General features: G+C 46.0%; 3 protein-coding genes. All 3 read left to right on the forward strand.

From position 1 onward, the window contains the following. The first annotated feature begins 41 nt into the window (after window positions 1–41). On the forward strand, window positions 42–3,875 hold the full coding sequence (locus M1D81_RS01980) for a non-ribosomal peptide synthetase (RefSeq protein ID WP_456265788.1): 3,834 nt from the start codon (window positions 42–44) through the stop codon (window positions 3,873–3,875). Window positions 3,876–3,938: 63 nt separating this feature from the next. Beyond that, window positions 3,939–14,072 (forward strand): amino acid adenylation domain-containing protein, encoded by a 10,134-nt coding sequence (locus M1D81_RS01985; protein WP_456265787.1) that lies wholly within the window; start codon window positions 3,939–3,941, stop codon window positions 14,070–14,072. 13 nt (window positions 14,073–14,085) lie between these two features. Next, window positions 14,086–22,266, forward strand: coding sequence for an amino acid adenylation domain-containing protein (locus tag M1D81_RS01990; protein ID WP_456265786.1), 8,181 nt, complete (start codon window positions 14,086–14,088; stop codon window positions 22,264–22,266). The last annotated feature ends 3 nt before the right edge of the window (window positions 22,267–22,269 follow it).

Raw genomic sequence — 22,269 nt, forward strand, 5'->3', positions numbered from 1 at the left:
ACACGAGATGAATCATAAAAAAGGAAGGGAGGATGAAATAGATGAGTCAATTTAAAAGGGATCAAGTTCAAGACATGTATTATCTGTCACCGATGCAAGAAGGAATGCTGTTTCATACCCTCCATCATCAGGAAAAGGGCTTTTATGTAGAGCAAATGGATATGAACGTTAAGGGCACACTGCGTTATGACTTACTTGAGAAAAGCATGAATATCATCGTGGAGCGGTACGATATTTTTCGTACCGTGTTTCTCCACGAAAAAGTAAAGCGCCCTGTCCAAGTTGTACTAAAAGAACGTCCTTTTACACTTGATGTTGTGGACTTGCAAGATCTTTCTGAAGACGAACAACTTGAACGTATAGAGAAATTCAAACAACACGATCAGCTGAGAGGATTTGACCTCTCGAAGGATTCTCTCATGCGGGCATCTGTTTTCCAAACGGGCCCTGCCAGCTATCGCTGGATATGGAGCTATCATCATATCCTTCTGGATGGCTGGTGCTTTGGACTTGTGGTGCAGGAGTTATTTGCGATTTATCATGCACTTTTACATGACATCCCTTACAAGTTAGAGCCGGTCAAACCATATAAAGAATATATAAAGTGGCTGGAAAAACAAGATAAGCAAGCATCACTTCAATATTGGCAGCAATCATTAGCAGGGTTTGATGGACAATCGACCTTTAAAGAACAGCGGAAACAAACGAATGAACATGAATTAGGCGAAATTGAGTGGTCCATGAGCAAAGAAGAAACGGCCGCTTTATCAGAGTTAGCGCTGCAGCAAAATGCAACGTTAAGCAGTGCGCTTCAATCAGTCTGGTCGGTTCTGCTGAGCAGGTATCAGCGGTCAAATGATGTGCTGTTTGGAACAGTTGTGTCAGGACGTCCAGCAGACTTGGCTGGCGTTGACAGGATGGTTGGATTGTTCATCAATGTCATCCCAAGAAGAATTCAGCTGACAGATCACATGACATTTCGTGCGCTCTTGTCAGAAACACAACAGCAGTCTCTTGCAGCCGAGCCGCACCAATATATTCCGATTTATGATATTCAGGCAAAGTCAGGTCAGCAGCAGCTCATTGATCATATTGTTGTGTTTGAAAATGTCCCAGCCGCAAAGAAGGACGAGCAAGAAGCACGATTAGGGTTCACGGTGGAGGACATGAATGTCTATGAAAAATCAAACTATGATCTCAATCTGCTCGCATCGCCTGGAGAAGAATTACTATTGAAGCTGGCCTTTAACCAAAGAGCGTTTGATCCTCAATTTGTTCATAAGTTAAAGGAACAGCTCAGCCTATTGATACATGAGGCGGTCAAGCATCCTGATCAATCGGTTCATACACTCCCATTCGTCACAAAACAGGAAAAACAGCTGATTCTTGAGGAATGGAATGCACCTGAGCTTGAGCATGACCAGCTGTATTTATCGAAATGGTTTGAGCATAATGTCCGCAAACAGCCAAATGCAGTGGCGCTATCAGCAGAAGAGCAAACGATGACATATGCTGAACTGAATGAACAAGCCAATCGATTGGCACGACATTTGCAAAAAAATGGAGCCGAACATCAAACGATCATCGCCATTTTAGCCGATCGAACGCCTGAACTCATTGTCAGTCTGCTTGCTGTCTTAAAAGCAGGCGCAGCCTATGTGCCAATTGATCCCGGCTATCCAGAAAGCCGTATTCAATACATGCTTAAAGACAGCGGAGCGACGCATCTTCTGACTCACTCATCCTTTATTGGTCAGGCGAAGGGACTCGGGTTTGCTGGCACGTATCTGTTTGCAGATGATCAGGAGATTTCACTAATGAGCTCAGAGAATCTGCCGCTGGAAGCAGGTTTACACGATACGGCATATATCATGTATACATCAGGCACAACGGGTCAGCCAAAAGGCATCATGACAACCCATTCCAATATTGCCCGGGTGGTCAAAAATACGAACTACTTAACCATTTCAGAAACAGATACACTACTGTCGCTATCCAACAGCGTATTTGATGGCTTTACCTTTGATGTATACGGTGCACTTTTAAACGGAGCAAAGCTTGTCCTGCCGAAAAAAGACACCATTTTAGATATGCATGAGCTGACGGAGCTGATTAAAAGAGAAAGCATTTCTGTCATGTTTGTTCCAACTGCTTTATTTAATCTTCTTATTGATGAAGAAACCGATTGGATGCGCAGTGTGCGCAAGGTGCTGTTCGGAGGTGAGCGTGCATCTGTACAGCATGTGAGAAAAGCCTTTGATGTCATGGGGAAAGGCAGACTAATCAATGTCTACGGCCCAACTGAATCAACGGTTTTCGCCACCTATTATCCTGTAGATGAAGCGCCTCCGATCAAAGCGCATTCTATTCCAATCGGAAAGCCGATTAACCAAACGGGTGCTTATATATTGAGCCAGCACGGACAGCTTCAGCCGATTGGAATGGTCGGAGAACTTTGTCTCAGCGGCAAAGGACTTGCGAAGGGGTATTTGAATCGTCCTGATCTGACAAAAGAAGCCTTTATCACACATCCATTTGCTGCGGGAGAAAGGCTGTACCGTACGGGTGATTTGGCTTATTTTCGAGCAGACGGTCTGATTGAGTATGCAGGCAGAGTGGACGATCAGGTGAAAATTCGCGGCCACCGAATTGAGCTGACAGAAATTGAAGCCCACCTTCTCATGCATCCGGGCGTAAAGCAAGCTGCCCTTATGACGGATCAGCATGGCTCGCAGCATACAAGACTGCTCGCCTATATGACGTGTGAAGAGGAGTGGAAGGACAAAGTTGATGTGATCAAGTCAGGGCTGAAGGAGAAACTACCGGCTTATATGCAGCCTCATGAGCTGATCAGACTTGAGAAAATGCCGCTGACACCAAACGGAAAGATTGATAAACGTCAGCTGCCAAAGCCGGAGACGCCTCAAGGAAACCGCCATGTGAAGCTTCCGGCCAATGAGATAGAACAAAAGCTGCTTGTCATGTGGCGTGAAGTACTTGAACGAAATGATATCAGTACAGATGACCATTTCTTTGAGCTTGGAGGACATTCTTTAAAAGCAATGTCACTTTTATCAAAGGTGTCGAAGGAATTCGATGTTCAGGTGCCTATTCACTTGCTGTTTGAGACGCCGACAATCGAAGCCATCAGCCGTTATATTCAACAGCAGGATCACGAAGCTGCCGGCTATCTTGTATTCAATGAATCTCAAACGCCAACAGTCTTTGCTCTTCCGCCATTACCGGGCTACGGCTTTATCTATCAGGAAGCTGCCAAAACGCTTGATAGCGTTCGTTTGATTGCCTTTGACTTTATTGAAGCTGATCAACGCATGACGCAATACGTTCAGCATATTCAGCACCTTCAGCCTGAAGGGCCGCTGACTTTGATGGGCTACTCTGGCGGGTGCTATCTGGCCTTTGAGCTCGTTCAATCGCTTGAACAAGCAGGACGGACGGTGGAAAAGGTCATCATGATCGATTCCTATAAGAAAATTGGTGAAAGTGATTTAGAAGGACGATCCATTGATGACGATATCGCAGCGATTGTCCATCAATCAAAGCAAAGTGAACTTGCCCAAGAAGAGCTCGTTCAAGAAGCGCTTGCTCAAAAAACGCGGGCCTATTATGAAACATTTGTTAAGGGGGTGAATCAAGGAAAGATACAAGCAGATATTGATTTCATCCAATCAGAAGAGCAAATTGATATTCCAGACTGGATGGATCATTGGGAAGAAGCGACGACCGGTGCTTATCGCTATTATCAAGGCTATGGTCAGCATGCTGACATGTTCAAAAACAAAGAATGTGCAGCCCAAAATGCCCAGATGATCCAAAAGATCGTCAATCAAAAAAATAGAGAAGCCGTTTTGTAAACTTTAGATCAGGCAGGGGTGCACATTAGCAGTCCTGCCTGATAAAAAAGGAAAGGAACTCATATGAAACCATCAATTATGAACCAATCAAATGTACATGAATCAATGGATACGATTTTACAAGATGTACAGAGAACCATTTTACAAACCAACGAAATCGAACGCTTCGCTGTTTTTTCTCGTGAAAAAACCATTCGACCGCGGCCATATCACCTCTCTCATTTATTTCTCGACAATCACATGGAGCAGGAGGCCGCAGCTGAATCGATACAGACGCAAACGGCTTCCCTTGCTTTAGCGGACATGCCGCCCGCCCTTTCCTATGGAGGGGATCTAGATGTTAAGGCAGGAGCCCAAACCTTGCAGGACGCTTTAACAGAGGCAGCAAAAACGACAAATGGGCTGACTTATATCGTCAATAGTGAAAATGAACTCACGCAATCCTACGCACAGTTAAAGGAGGACGCCGAGCGGGTGCTGACAGGTTTGAGGGCGCTCGGACTTGAACCTGGTGATCCTGTGTTCTTTCAGTTTTCATCCAATCATGCAATGGTAACAGCCTTTTGGGCGTGTGTGTTAGGCGGATTTGTTCCAACATTAGTGTCCGCTGCACCGACCTATCGGGAAATGAATGCCTCCGTGAAGAAGCTTCATCATGCGTGGAAGCTGTTGGAGCATCCGCTCATTTTAACAGATGACTCGCTGATTGATGAGGTGCAAGGTTTAGCTTTATTGTGGCATACAGACAAGTTACGTGTCGCAGCCGTTGAGCCGATGCTTTCTTTAGCGAGAGATATAGAAGCTTATCCCGCGACACCGGATGATTCAGTCTTTTTTATCTTAACGTCTGGAAGTACAGGGATGCCCAAATGCGTAGAGCATTCTCATCGAAGCGTGCTGGCGAATGTCAAAGGAACAGTGGCAGCCAATGGGTTTACACAAGAGGATGTGTCGTTAGACTGGATGCCTTTAGATCATATTGGCGGTATTGTGATGTTTCACCTTGTCAATGTGTACACGGGCTGTGAGCAGGTTCGGGCAAGAACAGATGATTTTATCGCTCAGCCGCTGCGCTGGCTTGACTGGATGGACCGCTACCGTGCAACGAAGACATGGGCGCCTAACTTCGCATTTGCGATGATCAATGATTATGAGAAAGACATTTCATCAGGATCTTGGGATCTTTCTGCTATGACCTGTATGATCAATGGGGCTGAAGCGGTCGTACCGAAGACGATTCACCGATTTTTACACTTACTTGCTCCGCACGGCTTAAAGGGAGACGTCATGAGACCGGCATTTGGCATGTCTGAAATCTCTTCAGCCGTTGTCTTCTCTTTTGCGATAGAGCGGGGAGATGAAAGCAGCGGGGTTCTAACCTTTGAGGAAACATCACTCACAGAGCAGCTAAGACCAGCGGAGGCACGTGAGACAGGAACTGTCAGCTTTACAGAGCTGGGAAGACCAATTCCTGGTATCACGATTCGTATCGTTAATCATCAGCATGAGCTTCTTCCCGAAGATCATATTGGCAGTGTGCAAATTAAAGGGCCGACGACAATGAAGGGCTATTACAAGAATGACGAAGCGAATCAAGAAGTCTTTCAAACAGACGGCTGGTTTCACACAGGGGATTTAGGTTTTCTGCACGAAGGAAGGCTGACATTAACCGGAAGAGAAAAAGACATGATCATCATCAACGGGAAAAATTATCACAACTATGAAATAGAAGTCATTGCAGAGGAAGTACCCGGCGTCGAAACGAGCTTTGTAGCCGCTTGTTCCGCCCGGATGGAAGCATCTGCATCCGACGAGCTGATTCTCTTTTTTACACCGAAGCTGTATGAACCTTCTTATATCATGAGGGCAAGTCAGAATATCAAATCCCATATTGCAACAAAAATGGGGTTGTCTGCATCGCGTGTGATCCCTGTCCAGAAGCACGCCTTTCCGAAAACAAGCTCTGGAAAAATAGAAAGGGCACAGCTTAAGAAGCGATGGCAGGAAGGCGAATTCGATGAAATCATCAAGGAGCTGGACATCAGACTTGAAAATGAACACACCTTGCCTGATTGGAGTTTACAAAAGAAGTGGACACCTGCTCCGCTTCATGAAGCGGAAAAACAAACAGAAGGGAATATGGTGATCTTTGCAGACACATTAGGGCTGGCAGATCAATTGAGATCCCTTTCAAGCAATAAACAAACATATATTACGGTTGAACCGGGTCAAGCATTCACACAACTTACACATACACACTTCATCATCCACCCGAATCGGCCGTCTGACTACGAACAACTCTTTGAGACGCTCCGTTCGTATGGCGTTTCGGTGAAACAAATCATTCACCTTTGGAACTACACAACTCAAGAAGACACACTTCATGCAGCGTTGGCGAAAGAAGGCCAGAAAACAGGCAGTATGAGTGCACTATATGTAACTAAAGCGGTCGCTGCCTATGAGGAGCCGGTAGAGATCACCTTTGTCTCTGCTCATGCGATGAATTTGCCGGAAGATCAAACACATGATGTGGAGAAAGCAACGACAGCAGGACTGATGACAGCTGTTCAGCATGAATGGCCGTTTATCAAGGTGCGGTGTCTTGATTTTTCTCTGACAGAACCGGATGCTGGCCGTTCTCATGCATCATCGATCATGACAGAGCTAACACATGACACAAGCCATCATATCGCCGCTTATCGTGAAGGTGTTCGTTATACTCCTCTTTTAACACCGCTTCATCTGGGAAAAGAACAAAGGATGAAGAAACCGCCATTTGAATCATCCGGGCTTTACGTGATGACAGGCGGGCTTGGCGGCATTGGGAGGATGCTTAGTGAGTACCTGCTGACATCCTATCAAGCGCATCTTGTGCTGGTTGGAAGAAAAGCGAGAGAGGCTTTATCTGAGAAGCAGCAAGACGTATTGATTTCACTTGAGAATCTAGCGGAAAAGCAAGGTGGTACAGTTCTTTATGAAAAAGTAGACATTACTGACGCAAAAGCCATTGAAGCCCTGATCTCAAGAGAGGAGACGGCTTTTGGTAAAAGGCTGCATGGCGTTATTCATTTCGCTGGCATCATTCAAGAAGAGCTGCTTCGTGATATGACGTCTGTATCATTAGATGCGATGTACGAGGCGAAGGTATATGGCACGATTGCGCTACATGAAGCAGCCTCTAAACGGGAGAATGTCTTATTCCTTTCTAGCTCGTCAGCTCGAACGTTAAAGGGCGGGATGACCGTTGGCGCTTATTGTGCGGCCAATGAGTTCGTTGAACAATTTGCTCATTATCAGAGGCTGACATCTACAGTAAAGCCATATTGCTTTAGCTTTAGCATGTGGGATGAGACCGGAATGAGTGAAGGGTCAATGATCAAAGGCATGCTAAAAGAAAGGGGCTATCTCCCGATTTCAAAGCGGGCGGGCATTCAAACAATGCTTGCATGCATGATGACAGAAGTTCCCCTCATTTATATCGGGCTGGATCGATCGAAGCAGGAAATTCAAGAGATGATACAGGGGGAGACTCAAACAGAGCAGGTCATATATGTCTTTTTCAAAACCGATCAAACAAAGGCTGTTGAAGAAAGGCTGTATCAATCCATTTATACGTGTATACAGTCTCGTCTCTCTGGTGAATATTCCGTCCATCTATATCCTGAAGAATACTGGAAAGAAACAGAGGATGGGATGCCGGACGAAGTGCATTTCAATGAATTAATAGAGGAAAGCGGACATGCTTCAGAGGACAGAGCACCTCAAACCGAGATGGAAAAACTCTTGGCACACATTTGGTCCGAACTGCTTGATGTCTCAAACATCAGCTGTGGTGATCATTTCTTTCTACTCGGAGGTCATTCGCTGAAGGCAACGCAAATGCTGTCTGCTGTTAGACAGAAAACGGGATTTGACGTGCCGCTCGCTGTTCTTTTTGAGCATACGAGACTTGGAGAGTTAGCGGAGTGGATTGATTCACATGCCAAAGCCGATGAAGCGATTCTGATACGGAAAATAGAAAAGGGTCAGGAGCTTCCGATGTCCTATGCCCAGCAAAGACAATGGTTTCTCTATCAATTACAGCCTGATCTGCCATTATACAATAATACGATTTCCTTTCGGATGAATGGACCTTTAGATGTAAAGGTGCTTCAGCACAGCCTGCAGCAAATGGTGCAAAGGCATGAATCGCTCAGAACATCCTTTGCGATGAACGGCGATGAACCGGTACAGATCATACATGAGCATATGACCCTTCCAGCGCTTGAGGTGGTCGATGTATCAGATTTGGCATCACAGGAAGAAAAAGAACAAAAAGCGGCTGAGTGGGCGAAAAAAGAAGCGGGCACGCCTTTCCGCTTAGAGCATGATGCACTCTTTCGCACGAAGCTGATTCGGCTGTCAGAAACAGATCATTTGCTGCTGATGTCTATTCACCACATCGTGTCAGATGGCTGGTCGATTGGCATTGCCGCAAAGGAGCTGTCCGAATGGTATACAGCGATCATCGAAGGGAGGGAGCCTGATCTCTCACCGCTGCCGATTCAATATGCAGATTACGCACTATGGCAGAAGGAGTATTTGACGGGAGAAACGCTTCAGAAGCAGCTTTCCTATTGGAAGGAGCAATTTGCGGTACCTGTGGAAGAGTTGATGCTGCCGTATGACTACACGCGTCCGGCCGTTCAATCCTATAGGGGAAAAACGAAAAAATACCGCTTATCTAAGCCGCTGTCTGACCAGCTGGCTGCTCTTTCTCAGAAAACAGACAGCACCCTTTATATGACATTACTTTCGGCTTTCTCTAACTTGCTGCATCGGTTGTCTTCACAGGATGAGTTTGTCATTGGCTCCGTCATTGCTGGGAGAAATCGGGCGGAGATGGAGCAGCTCATCGGATTTTTCGTGAATACGCTGGCACTTCGGATCGATCATAGCGGGAATCCGGCTTTCACAGAGCTATTAGAGCGAGTGAAGGAAACAACAATGGGCGCCTATGCGCATCAGGATGTGCCGTTTGAGATGGTCGTAGATGAGCTGAATATTGTACGTGAGGCTGGGAAACAGCCGCTGTTTCAGGTCATGTTCGTTCTGCAAAACCTGCCCCTTGAAGCTTCTCCGATGGGTGAGGCGACATCTGTTTTAGCCATTGAAGATAATGATACAGCCAAATTCGATCTCTCTCTGTTTGTTTTTGAAGGGGCGGAAGGTCTTCAATTAAAACTGGAGTATGATGCAGACTTATTTTCTGACGACACGATGGAACGGTTCCTTTGTTACTACGAGCAGCTGCTTGCATGTATTTGTGAAAATCCAGCACAGCCGATCAAACAAATGAATTACCTGCCAGAGAAAGAGAGGCATCAGCTGCTCTATGAATGGAGCGGCACAACAGAACAACCAGCAGGCCCGCTTCTCATCACAGAACGGTTTGAAGCGCAGGTGAAAAAGACACCTCATGCGATCGCCCTCGAATCTGGGGAAAATAAGTGGACGTATCAGGAGTTACAAGAGAAAGTCGACCGGCTTGCCGCTTATCTGCAGCAGCGAGGAGTGAAGCCGCATGAACCAGTAGGGCTTCTGATCGACAGGTCGCCTGAAATGATTTTTGGGGTGCTGGCGATTGTGAAAGCAGGTGGGGCCTACGTCCCAATTGATCCTGAATATCCAGATGCACGCATTGATTATATGCTGAGGGATACAGGTATTCAGCTGTTACTGACAAAAAATGAATGGCTGAAACAAGTCTCGATCAGTCAAACCGAGCTCATTTGTCTTGATCAGGGGTATGAAGAGTTTTTATCAGAGGCAGAACTCAAGTCTGATGCTTTAAAACCTGATGGACTCGCTTATATCAATTACACATCAGGATCAACCGGTCAGCCAAAAGGGGTTTTAATTCCGCATCAAGCGGTCATCCGGCTTGTATGCGAAACAGATTATGTCACCCTTAATGAACAAACGCGTATTTTACAAATCGCGAGCTTTTCCTTTGATGCCTTTACGTATGAAATATGGGGAGCCCTGCTCAACGGGGGAAGGCTGATACTGACCGATCGAAATACGATCTTATCAATGGATACACTAGCTGACACGCTGACATCTTACAAGATCACAACAGGATTTCTGACGGTGCCGCTGTTTAACCGATTAACAGAGGAACATCCAGAAGCTTTATCTGGATTCGACGCCTTATTGGTCGGTGGTGATGCTTTGTCAGCTGCTCATATCCGTAAAGCGCTGCCTTATTTACCTGTAGGCCTATTAAACGGCTATGGACCAACTGAGAATACGACGTTCTCCTGTGTGCATCACATTCGGGCACTGGATGAGGGGCAGGCAACAGTTCCTATCGGTCAGCCAATTGCGTATTCACAGGCCTATATACTAGACGACCAGCTGCAGCCGGTTCCGCAAGGTGTTATTGGAGAGATCTACGTAGGCGGTACAGGGCTTGCACTCGGTTACCTTGGAGATGAAGAAAAAACATCGCAATCATTTATCCCGCATCCTTTCCAAGAAGGAGCGCGTTTATATAAAACAGGCGATATGGGCCGCTGGCTGCCAAATGGCATCATCGACTGCCTTGGAAGAATCGATCATCAAGTGAAAATTCGCGGACACCGCGTCGAATGCGGAGAAATTGAGTCCGCTATGCTGCGTTTTGAAGACATTATAGAATGTGCGGTCATTCCGCATCAGCATGAGAGTGGCCACAAGCGATTGATCGGTTATTTTGTCCAAAAGGGCAGCATGACCACGCAAAACATTCGCCATCAATTAAAAAAAATACTGCCAGATTATATGGTGCCAAGCCTATTAATAGAGCTGGAGGAACTCCCGCTCACGGCAAATGGCAAGGTAGACCAAAAACGTCTCCCGCCGCCAGAGTGGAGACAGGAAGAAGTGGACAAACCGGCTGACAGGGCAATCAGTGAGGAAGAACGCGTACTGGAAAAAGTGTGGACTCAGCTGCTCGGTACGCCTTCGATTGGCGTACATGATAACTACTTTGAGCTTGGCGGAGATTCGATTATTGTCATACAAATGGTGGCGCGTTTAACGCAGGAAGGCTATGTCATTCAGCCGAGAGATGTATTTGAAAAACAGACGATTTCACAGCTGGCACTTGCTATGAAAAGGTCAGATGCTGCTGCGTTCTATGACCAGTCGCCTGTCACAGGAGCTGTTCGTCTGCTTCCAATCCAATCATGGTTCTTTGAGCAATCAATGACGAATCAAGATTATTGGAATTTATCAGCGCATATGGAATTCAAGCAATCCATACAGCTAAAGCAGCTGACACAGGTTCTCTCAAAAATTGTCGATCATCACGATATGTTGAGAGCGATGTATACAAAAACAGCAGATGGAGCATGGATTCAAACCATTCGTGCGCCTGGCATCACCCCTTGTGTCACCTTCTTTGATTTGACGGATGTTACTCAGGAGGAAGCGCTGGAACAAATCCGCATGGAGACCGCCGCCTGTCAAGGAACGTTGTCATTAGAGCGGGGAGAAGTCATCAAAGCCATTCTTTTTCACACAAGTGATGGCACGTCTGAACTCTTTATCGCTGCCCATCATCTTGTAATGGATGGAATCTCATGGCGCATCATACAGGAAGACATATTAAATGGACTGAAGCAGCTTGCGGCAGGGCAGGAAATCGAGCTTGCAAAGAAAACTGCGTCCTATCAGCAGTGGGCAGATGCTCTTTATGAATATGCACAAACCGATCAATTACAAGAGCAGGTTCCTTTTTGGCAAAAGATTACGAGCCAAGAGGAAGAGGGTTCTCCTTTTCAAACACCTGCACTTTTCAATATAGAAGAACATGCAGAGATCCTGTCTATTCAACTGACGAAGGATCAAACAGATATTTTACTAAGGCAGGCATCACAAGCGTACCGAACAGAGGTAAACGATTTACTCTTATCAGGACTCACGCAAGCCGTTGGAAAGCCGCTGCTCATCACGTTAGAAGGGCACGGACGCGAGGATTTATTTGAACAGATGGATTTGTCACGAACAGTCGGATGGTTTACAAGCTCTTATCCTATTTTTATTCCTTTTATTCAAACCGATATTGAGAGACAAATCAAAGATGTCAAAGAAACCTTAAGAGCTGTGCCGCAAAAGGGAATCGGCTATGGCTTGCTTCAATATATGACAGCATCTCGTTTCCTCAAAAAGGCCGCGCCGCAGATGAGCTTTAATTATCTTGGACAGTTAGATCAAATAGACGGTGAAGCACATCTTTATTTAGCAGATGAACGAAATGGACATGTACATGATCCAAAAGCAGAAAGACAGCATTTGATCGATGTATACGGATATGTTGTGAACGGTCAGCTTCAGATGAATTTTATGATTAATCGTGAAATGCTTCAGTATGAAGAGGTGCGCCTATTACCTGAACGGTTCAAAGAAAAAATGGAGGATATTCTGACGCATTGTGTAGAGACAAAAGGCGGTTTTACGCCATCTGATTTTCCACTGGTTCAGCTGACGCAAGAGCAGATCGATGAGCTACCAGACAATGTAGTGGATGTGTATCCACTATCTCCAATGCAGCAAGGGATGCTCTTTCATGCACTATTAGATCAAGCGTCACAGGCGTATTTTGGTCAAGTGCATATGACACTCGAAGGCTTAACGGACGGCGCAGCCTATGAAAAGGCCTGGAATCTGCTTGTAGAGCGTCATTCGATTTTGCGGACAACATTTGCTTGGGAAGGGTTAAAGGAGCCTGTTCAGTTGATTCAATCAGAAGGAAGCATTCACCTCACTCAGCACGATGTGCGCCACCTGAGTGAAACAGATCAGAAGGAAGCCATCCAGCACTATTTGCAAACAGATCGTTCAAAGGATTTCAAACTAGAAAATACGGAAGAACCGCTGATTCGTATTGCTTTATTCCATCGTGATGAAAACACATGCACGTTTGTTTTTAGCTTTCATCATATTTTAATCGATGGCTGGAGCTTGTTCAGTTTTATTGAAGAATCCTTTTCTTTGTACCGCTCTCTTGTGGATGAACGGGAGGTGGATCTTCCCGCTGTACGTCCATATAAAGATTTTATCGAGTGGCTGCAAAAGCAGGATCAAGAGAAGGCGCTAGAGTTCTGGAAACGTTATATGTCAGGAGTAGAGGAGGCTACACCGCTCCCAGGAGACGACGGGCATGCTTCGGATGAAGAAGCAGGTGTTGATCAGCTAAGTATCAAACTAACGCCCGAGATGCAGCAGAAACTCGAAAAGATGACAGGCACGCAGAAGGTGACAATGAGCACATTGATTCAAACAGCATGGGGGCTGCTTTTGCATCTTCATTCAGGATCAGAGGATGTTGTGTTCGGAGTGACAGTATCAGGACGGCCGGCGGATTTACCACAGGTTGAAAGCATGACAGGGCTCTTTATTAACACATTGCCGCTCCGTTTGCCGATCACGCCAGAGTGGACCATTTCCAAGCTGCTGGCACATACACAGGACACAGTTTTTCAGATGCGGGAATTCGAATATACCGTACTGCCGGATATTCAGCAGCTGACCCATATCCCAAATGGAGATTCATTGTTTAACAGCATTGTCGTGTTTGAAAACTATCCGATTGAATCTATCGAGCCATACGGAGTAAGCATTTTAGATATTGCGAGTCATGAAGAAACGAACTATGACCTGACCTTTGTGGCAGTTCCGGGAGATACGCTGGAGCTTCGGGTCACATATCGCTTCAATCAATATACAGAAAAGCAAATTCAAGCGCTGATGCAGCAGCTGATCCATACACTTGAAGCGATGACAGAACAAATGGAGACACCCCTCTCTTCCTTCACGATCGTGACGAATGAAGAAAAAGAGCGGATGATCACCGATTGGGCGAAAAACGCACAAGTCAGCGTGCTGTACCCAGATCAAGAAGAGGTCTATTCAGGTGTGCATGATCCTTCCTGTGAGACGGAAATTTATGTCCTGAGCGAAGAGCATCAGCTCATGCCGGTGGGGTTTTCTGGAGATATTTTTATCGGCGCAAAGGATATCAAAGCAATTTGCGGGGAGCTTGCCGATTGGATGGAGACGCATAAAATTCCGCATCCATTCAAACATCAAACTGGCGAATACCTCTATCCGACAGGGGATGTCGGCGTTTGGACTGAAGAAAACAAGATTCAGATTTTGGATTGGATGTAGGAGGAGAAGAACGATGTTAGTGAGTAGACGAAAAGGACATGCAGCAAATCATATCGTCAGAATCAACGGAAAACGGATGGATCTTAAAGCATTAGAGCAAGTCATGATGCTTCATTTTCCGCTAAAGGAATGTGCAATCATTCCGAAGAAAAATCAAGAAGGGAGTCTATCGCTTGTGCTATTTGCACAGGCGAAGGACGCTTCGCTGACAAGAGAGGATCTGAAGAAAGGGCCGCTTCATCCGCATGAAGTGCCAGCCGCTCTCGTCTTATTACCTTCTTTGCCAAAGACAGAAAGTGGAGCAGTCGACAAAGAGGCACTGCTTTCAATTGAAATCATAGATCAAGAGGAATTAAGAAAGATAGAAGAGCGCACCAAAGCTATAGATGGAGTAGAGGAAGCGGCCGCTTTCATTGAAAGTCAGTCAGAAAAACGCACGCCCTATCATCTAGATGACCTGTTTCCTGATCGACAGCGTACTCAAGGGAACGGACCGCTTTCGAAAAGTGAAGCGGGCGAAGCAAAACCATCATCTGTCCATGAGAAGCCGCCTGCACTTGTGTATGGCGGAGATGTGATCAAAAAACCAGGCACACCTGTCACACTGACAGAGGTGCTGATTCGATCAGCCTTTATGTCACCAGACCGCGGGGTGACTTATTTGAAAGAAGACGGGCGTACGTTGACCCAAACCTATCCTGAATTGCTAACTAGCGCTGAACGGGTTCTGTCTGGTTTAAGGGCAGCAGGACTGTCAAACGGCGATCAAGTGTTACTTCAATTGAAAGACCATCAAGATTTTATCACGGTGTTCTGGGGCTGTATTCTCGGAGGAATCATTCCGACCCCAGTCTCTGTACCGCCTGTTTATGATGAAATGAATCAAGGGGTGAATAAGCTGAAGGGCGTATTTCAGCTGCAAAATGAACCTTTCATTATTACAAATGAAGCAAGTGCAGAGGACATTGCTGGGCTGCGTGAGACATTTGAAGCGAAAGTCATGCCTATCTTAACAATTGAAACGCTGCTGGCGTATGAACCAGATGAACAGCATTATGAGCCGGAGCCGGATGAGCCTGTGCTGCAGCTGCTGTCTTCAGGAAGTACGGGTATACCAAAGTGTATCCGTCATCATCATCAAAGCATTTTATCTAGAATTATGGCCTTTGAGCAGGTAAACGGCTTTACACATGAGGATGTGTCGCTTAACTGGATGCCGCTTGATCATGTTGGTGGAATTGTCATGTTTCATGTACATGACGTCTACCTTGGCTGCCAGCAGATAAGTCCATCCATCGATCAATTTATCGAGCGGCCGATGGTGTGGCTGGATTGGGTAGAAACATACGGTGTCACAAGGACATGGGCGCCAAACTTTGCCTTTGCCATGATGAATGAATATGAAGACGACATTCGTAAGGGAAACTGGGACCTGTCCACTCTGACTTATATCATGAATGCAGCCGAAGCGGTTGTCCCGAAAGTCACAAAGCGCTTCATGCACATCATGGGCCAGCACGGATTAAGCCGTCATGCGATGGTACCTGCTTACGGCATGTCAGAAACATCCTCAGCCATTGTTCAGTCAAAGAAATTTATGCGGAACAGTGCACAGGATGGACAGCTGACGATTGATCAGACCTCGTTAACAAGTGAGATCGAATATGTGACGCACGATCATCCGAACAAGATGACGTTTACAGAAGTCGGCACGCCGATTCCGTCTGTATGGATTCGAATTGTAGATGAGCATCACGAGGTGCTGCCAGAAGATCAGGTTGGGCGCTTGCAGGTGAAGGGTCCAACAATTATGATGGGCTACTATCAAAATGAAGAAGCCAATCAAGAAGTTTTTGCGGAAAACGGCTGGTTTCACACAGGGGATTTAGGGTTTATTCATGAAGGGCGTCTCGTTCTGACAGGTCGAGAAAAAGACATCATTGTGATCAACGGCGCTAACTATTTGAATTACGAAATTGAAGCGGTTGTAGAAGAGGTGGACGGGGTGGAAGTCACCTTTGCCGCTGCGTACGGCATTTACAATCCCGAATCAAGCAATGACACGCTTGCCGTCTTTTTTGTCTCACAAAGGGATTCAATAGAGGAACAAATCGCGATAATTCAACAGATAAGAGAGGCCATCATTCGAAAAATCGGCATAGAGCCTGATCACATCATTCCAGTGAAAAAAGACCAATTTCCAAAAACGGAGAGTGGGAAAATTCAGCGTGCCCAGTTAGGCGCAGCACTAAAAGAAGGAGCCTTCCGTGACATTGAACAGGCACTGGATCTTGCTTCTGAAAATGAACAAACTCTCCCAGACTGGTTTTTCAAACGCATTTGGACTAAGGAGCATATCGGTCCAACTCAGCTTTTTACTGATCATGTACTCGTTTTTGAAGATGAAAAAGGACTTTATCAATCGCTTTACACACAATTTGAGCAAAAGAATCAGCCATATATTTCTGTGAGGAAAGGGCATGAATTTTTGCGTCTGTCCAAAGGGATGTACCAGATAAATCCGAGAATCAAGGGGGATTACGTCAGGCTCGTTGCCGCACTTGAAGCAGATGAACTAAAGATCGGGCGCATGCTCCATCTGTGGAATGTGTCAGACAAAGAAGACATCGTTGATCCTGCGCAGTTCAAAACCAATCAATCCATTTTGTACTTGTATCAAGCTTTGAGACAAGCAAATAAAGAGCCCATCCGTCTTGTCGTTGTGACAAAAGGTGGTCAATTTGTGAAGCCTGAAGACGATCTTCATGTGGAGAAAACGCCGCTTGCAGGTCTGCTCAAAACCATTCCGCAAGAATGGGAAGGAGCAGAGGTGTCTCATCTTGATATTGAAGCGGAGAATGTAGAACAGGACGCCAAGTATATTGCGGAAGAATTGTCTGCGATTCATATAAAAGCAGAGGTGTCTTACCGAAATGGGGACAGATTCGTACCAAAGCTGGAAAAAGTCAATATGATCGAATCACCTCAAACAGAAGGATTTTTAGAATATGAAGGTCTTTATTTATTGACTGGAGGACTTGGCGGGATTGGGTTTGAGCTGTCTAAGCAGATGCTCCAATTTGGCTTAAAGCTCGTACTGATTGGACGGACATCTCTGGAAGACAGCTTGGAAAAGAAAGAAGCCTTCTCACAGCTAAAAGATGTTGGTGACGTCATTTATATCCAAGCGGATGTGACCAGCTTACGTGACGTTGAACAAGCGATTTATGAAGCAGAAAAGCATTTTGGACAATCGATCCGGGGTGTGCTGCATTTGGCTGGTGCTGGTAATGTGTCTGAGCATTTTCAGCAGGCGGACAAGTATACACTGGCTCATACGTCAGAAGAGGATTTCACAAAAGAAATGTCAGGGAAAGCAGACGGGGCATGGGTCCTGCAGGAAGCCTTTAAGTATGATCCGACAGTACCGTTTGTCTTTTTTGGATCGGTCAATGGCTTTTTTGGCGGCACAACATTTGGGGCATACTCTGCGGCTAACAGCTTTTTAGATGGACTCGCGCACGCTCTCACCTTTCAAGAAGGAAGACGAGCGATCTCTTTGAACTTCAGTATGTGGGATAATCTCGGTTTGTCTAAGGGTCATACCGGAGCAGCTCTCACCGTTCGCAAGGGATTTCAATTGATTGGAAAGAAACAAGGTCTCCATTCATTATGTTTAGGTGTCCGGCTCAATGAAGCGCATCTGTTTATCGGTCTGGACGGAGCAAATCCAGACATCGCCGGGTATCTTCAGCCAGCTCCAATACCGGTCTTTGAGAAAAAGCTTTTTTACACCGTTCAGCCTGGCAAAGAAGTGCATGTTGAAGAGATCACGCGCGTCTTAGAAGGCAAATGGGACATTCAGCAAGTACAGGAAATACCGAAAAAGCAAGATGGCTCTATTGATTATGAAGCACTCAAATTGAATCATGGCAAAAACGGACAAAGCCTTGAAAAGCAATTGCCAGAAACGAAGACAGAGCAGCTTCTTGCCGCCATCTGGGAGGACATTTTAGAAGTAGATCGTGTGTACAAAGAGGATCAATTTTTCGACCTTGGCGGACATTCACTAAAGGCGACTCAAACCATTTCCCGGATCAATCATGAATTTTCAATGAAGGCGCCTTTAAAAATATTATTTGAAAGCAAACATCTGGCACATCTGGCGCAAATGGTTGATGACATCAAAGGGGCGCCAGCCGTTCAGGAAGCCAAAATTCCAAAGCTTGAAAAGCAAACAAGCTATGAACTGTCACATGCCCAGAAGCGTATTTGGTTCTTATCCACATTAGAAAAGAGCCATCATTACAATATATTAGGTGCTTGGAAACTGACAGGACCATTACACGTTCAAGCATTAACAAAAGCGATTGGCCTTTTAACAAAGCGGCATGAAGCACTTCGGGCAGTATTTAAATCACTTGGCGGCAAGCCGGTTCAACTTATTCGCGAAGACCTTCCGCCATCTGTGACTGTGGCAAATTTCTCGTTATTTAATGAAAAAACAAGAGCGAGAAGGCTCAAGCAGCTCATTCAGCAAGAGGCAGACCGCGTTTATGATTTAGAAAGAGGACCTCTTGCGCAGTGGACGATAGTAGATATGGGCAAGGAGGAGTATTATCTCCTTTGCGCGCAGCACCACATCATTTCAGATGCATGGTCACTCAGCCTGCTCATTCAGGAATTAGAAGTGGCGTATGAAGCGCTGCTTGCAGATGAAACGCCGCAGCTCCCAGCCTTAGAAATCGAATGGACAGACTATGTACATTGGGAAAATGAACAATTAAAGCATCATCAAGAAGACCAAGCCTATTGGCTCAATACGTTACAAGGTGAACTTCCAGTGCTGGAGCTGCCGTTTGACCGTCCTCGTCCGCCGGTTCAAACATTTAACGGTGCTACAGAGCAAATCGTACTGGATGAACCGCTTATCCGCCGCTTGCAGGCTTTGTCCAAGCAGCAGGGCACGACCTTGTTCATGACGATGCTGTCCGCGTACTACGTCCTGCTTCACAAGCTGTCCGGACAGACAGATATCATCATTGGATCGCCTATCGCGGGCCGGGATGCCAAGCAATCAGAGCAGCTCGTTGGAATGTTTGTGAATACACTTGCGCTGAGACAGGACGTCTCAACAGCAGAGACGTTTGCCGATCTTTTGGAAAACGTGAAAGAGATGACATTAAAAGCGTTTGAGCATCAGCATTATCCATTTGACAAGCTTGTCGATGACCTTTCGTTAGATAGAGATTTAAGCCGGTCCCCTATTTTTCAGGCGGCCATGGGGTATGTCACCGATTCGCTCGATGTAAACCTTAAAGGGCTGACAAGTGAACATGTAATGGTCCATCATACAGTATCTAAATTTGATCTCACCCTGCATGTTTTTGAACAGGAAGAGCAGCTGTCGATTCAGGTGGAATACAATACGGATTTATTTGATCAAGAGACCATTCATCGTTATATGAACTATTATCTCCATGTGCTAGATGGCATGACAGAACAGCCTGAGCGTACATTTGCTGATTATTGTTTAATGGACAAAGCGGAACAGGCGGCCATGATTATAGGGAAAAACAAAACGGATACGCCATATCCAAAGCGTACGCTTCAAGAATTGTTTGAAGAGCAGGTGCAGCGTGATCCGCATCGTATTGCCTTGTCCTATATGGATGAACACATGACATATGAAGCTTTGGATAAGAAGGCGACAAAGCTTGCTGCTTACTTGCAGTCAAAAGGAATTGGACCAGGCTCCCTCGTACCGATGCTATTTGATCGCTCCTTTGACATGATTGTGTCGGTCCTAGGAATCGTCAAATCTGGTGCTGCATATGTTCCAATGTCACCTGAATATCCTGATGCACGCATCCGTCTCATCATTCGTGATACGCAAAGCGATGTGATCATCACCCAGTCTCATTTTGCAAACCGTCTAGTAGACTTTGCAGGTACAAAGATTATCATGGACAAGCCAATACCAGAAACAAATGCAGTGTATCAAAGAGAAGCATCGATCATAGGGGAAGACCAGATCGCTTATGTCAATTACACATCAGGCTCAACAGGTACACCAAAAGGCGTGATGCTTCCTCATGCAGGAGTTGTCCGCTTAGTTAGAGAAACAAACTATATCAAGCTCGGTCCAGATGACAAGATGCTTCAGCTCTCAAACTATGCTTTTGATGCTTTTACATTTGAATTATGGGGGATGCTACTGAATGGCGGTCAGCTGATTCTGCTCCCAAAATATGCAGCACTGAATATGGAAGAATTAACGCAGTTCATCAAAACGTATCAAGTGACAGCCAATTGTCTGCCAACTGCTTTATTTAATCGACTGGTAGAGCACGATCCGAAAAGTGTGGCAGGCTACCGCACATTACTCGTTGGCGGGGAAGCCATGTCTAGTGAGCATGCACGAAAGGCACTGCCGCATATGGAAGGTGTGCTCGTCAATGCTTACGGTCCAACAGAAAACACGACATTAGCCACAACACATCAAGTCACACACGTGCCAGCAGGCGCAAAATCAGTTCCAATTGGTGTGCCGGTGTCAAACTCAACTGTTGTCATATTAGACGATGCGCTCAATCCAGTACCAGCAGGCGTCAAAGGAGAAATTTATATCGGTGGAACCGGCCTTGCGAAAGGCTACCTTCATGATCCAGAGCAGACAAAGGAGCGGTTTATTGACAATCCCTTCCCTGAACTAAAGGGAGACAAGCTGTATCGTTCAGGCGACCTTGGTACATGGCGGTTAGATGGCACCATTGAATACCTCGGCCGAAAAGATCACCTGGTGAAAATTAGAGGCTACCGAATTGAATGCGGAGAAATTGAGACAGCCCTGCTCAAGCATCCACAAGTCAAAGAATGTACAGTCATCGCCAAAACGTATGGCAGCTTAAAACGGCTGGCGGCCTACCTTGTAACAAACGGAGAAAACCCTGTTCCGGGCTGGAAAGCCTTTTTGCAGGAAAGCCTGCCAGGCTATATGATTCCAAGTTACTTTGTCGTACTGGATGAAATGCCGGTGACAACGAACGGGAAGGTTGATCAAAAAGCACTGCCAGAGCCAACAGAAACAATCTCCCTTTCCCATGAGGATGACAAACCGGTCACCGAAATGGAGGAGCGGATTGTCGCAGCTTTCAAGGAAGTGCTTGGTGTGAAGCAAGTAGGTAGACATGACTCCTTCTTTGATCTGGGCGGCGATTCCATTATGAGTATTCAGGCTGTCGCCAAATTAAAAGAAAAAGGTGTTCGTGTTGATCCAAAATGGATTTTCATGCACCCGGCGCCTGCGCAATTAGCCGCACATTTGGACGCAGTGCCAGAAGCCGCTGAGAACGTCGAAAGGTCTCCGAAGGACTACGTGATCGAGCTGAAAAAAGGCGATCCAGCCGAACCGAGAATATTCTTTGCGCCGCCTGCTGGTGGAACGGTGATGGGCTATATTGATGTTGCTAAGCTCATGACACATCAAGGTGCTGTGTATGCCTTGCAGTCTCCTGGCCTATATGAGGATGAAGAGCCGCAATTCCTCCATTATACGGAGCTTGTGCCCCTTTTTATTGAAGCTATTGAGACGTTCTATCGTCCGGGGATTGACTATCTGGCAGGGCATTCAATGGGCGGGCATCTTGCCTACGGAATGAATCAGCGGCTCTGCCATGCAGGAAAAGCACCGAAAGGACTCATCATTTTAGATACGGTGCCAGTGCTAAGAGATGAGGCAGATCAGGCACTTCATGCCGATATGAACGAAGAAGAAGTGAAAATGCTCGCGCTTGTCCTTGGAATGGGGAACCTGGTCGGCATTCAGCCAGAAGCTTTACAAGGATTGAGCTTCCAAGAAGTGAAGCAGAAAATTCTCAAAGAGGCAGAAAGGGATGAAGTTGTTCATCAATTCATGAATGATCAATATTTAGATAAATATTTACAAATGCAAACGCATAATACGATCATGTCACAAGCCATTGAATTAGAAAAAGAACCATTCCCTGTGCCATTTTATATTGTCCAAAGCAGTGATCACGCAAGCGATTTCCAGAAGAAGTTCGCAGACTGGGAGGCTTATACGAAAGAGTCGTGCTCGTATTACCACATCAAAGGCGACCATGTCACCATGATGAAAAGACCGCAGGCAGATGAACTGGCACGGATTCTTCAAACGATTATAAAGGGGTAAAGA

Source organism: Bacillus sp. JZ105 (genome assembly GCF_053903125.1).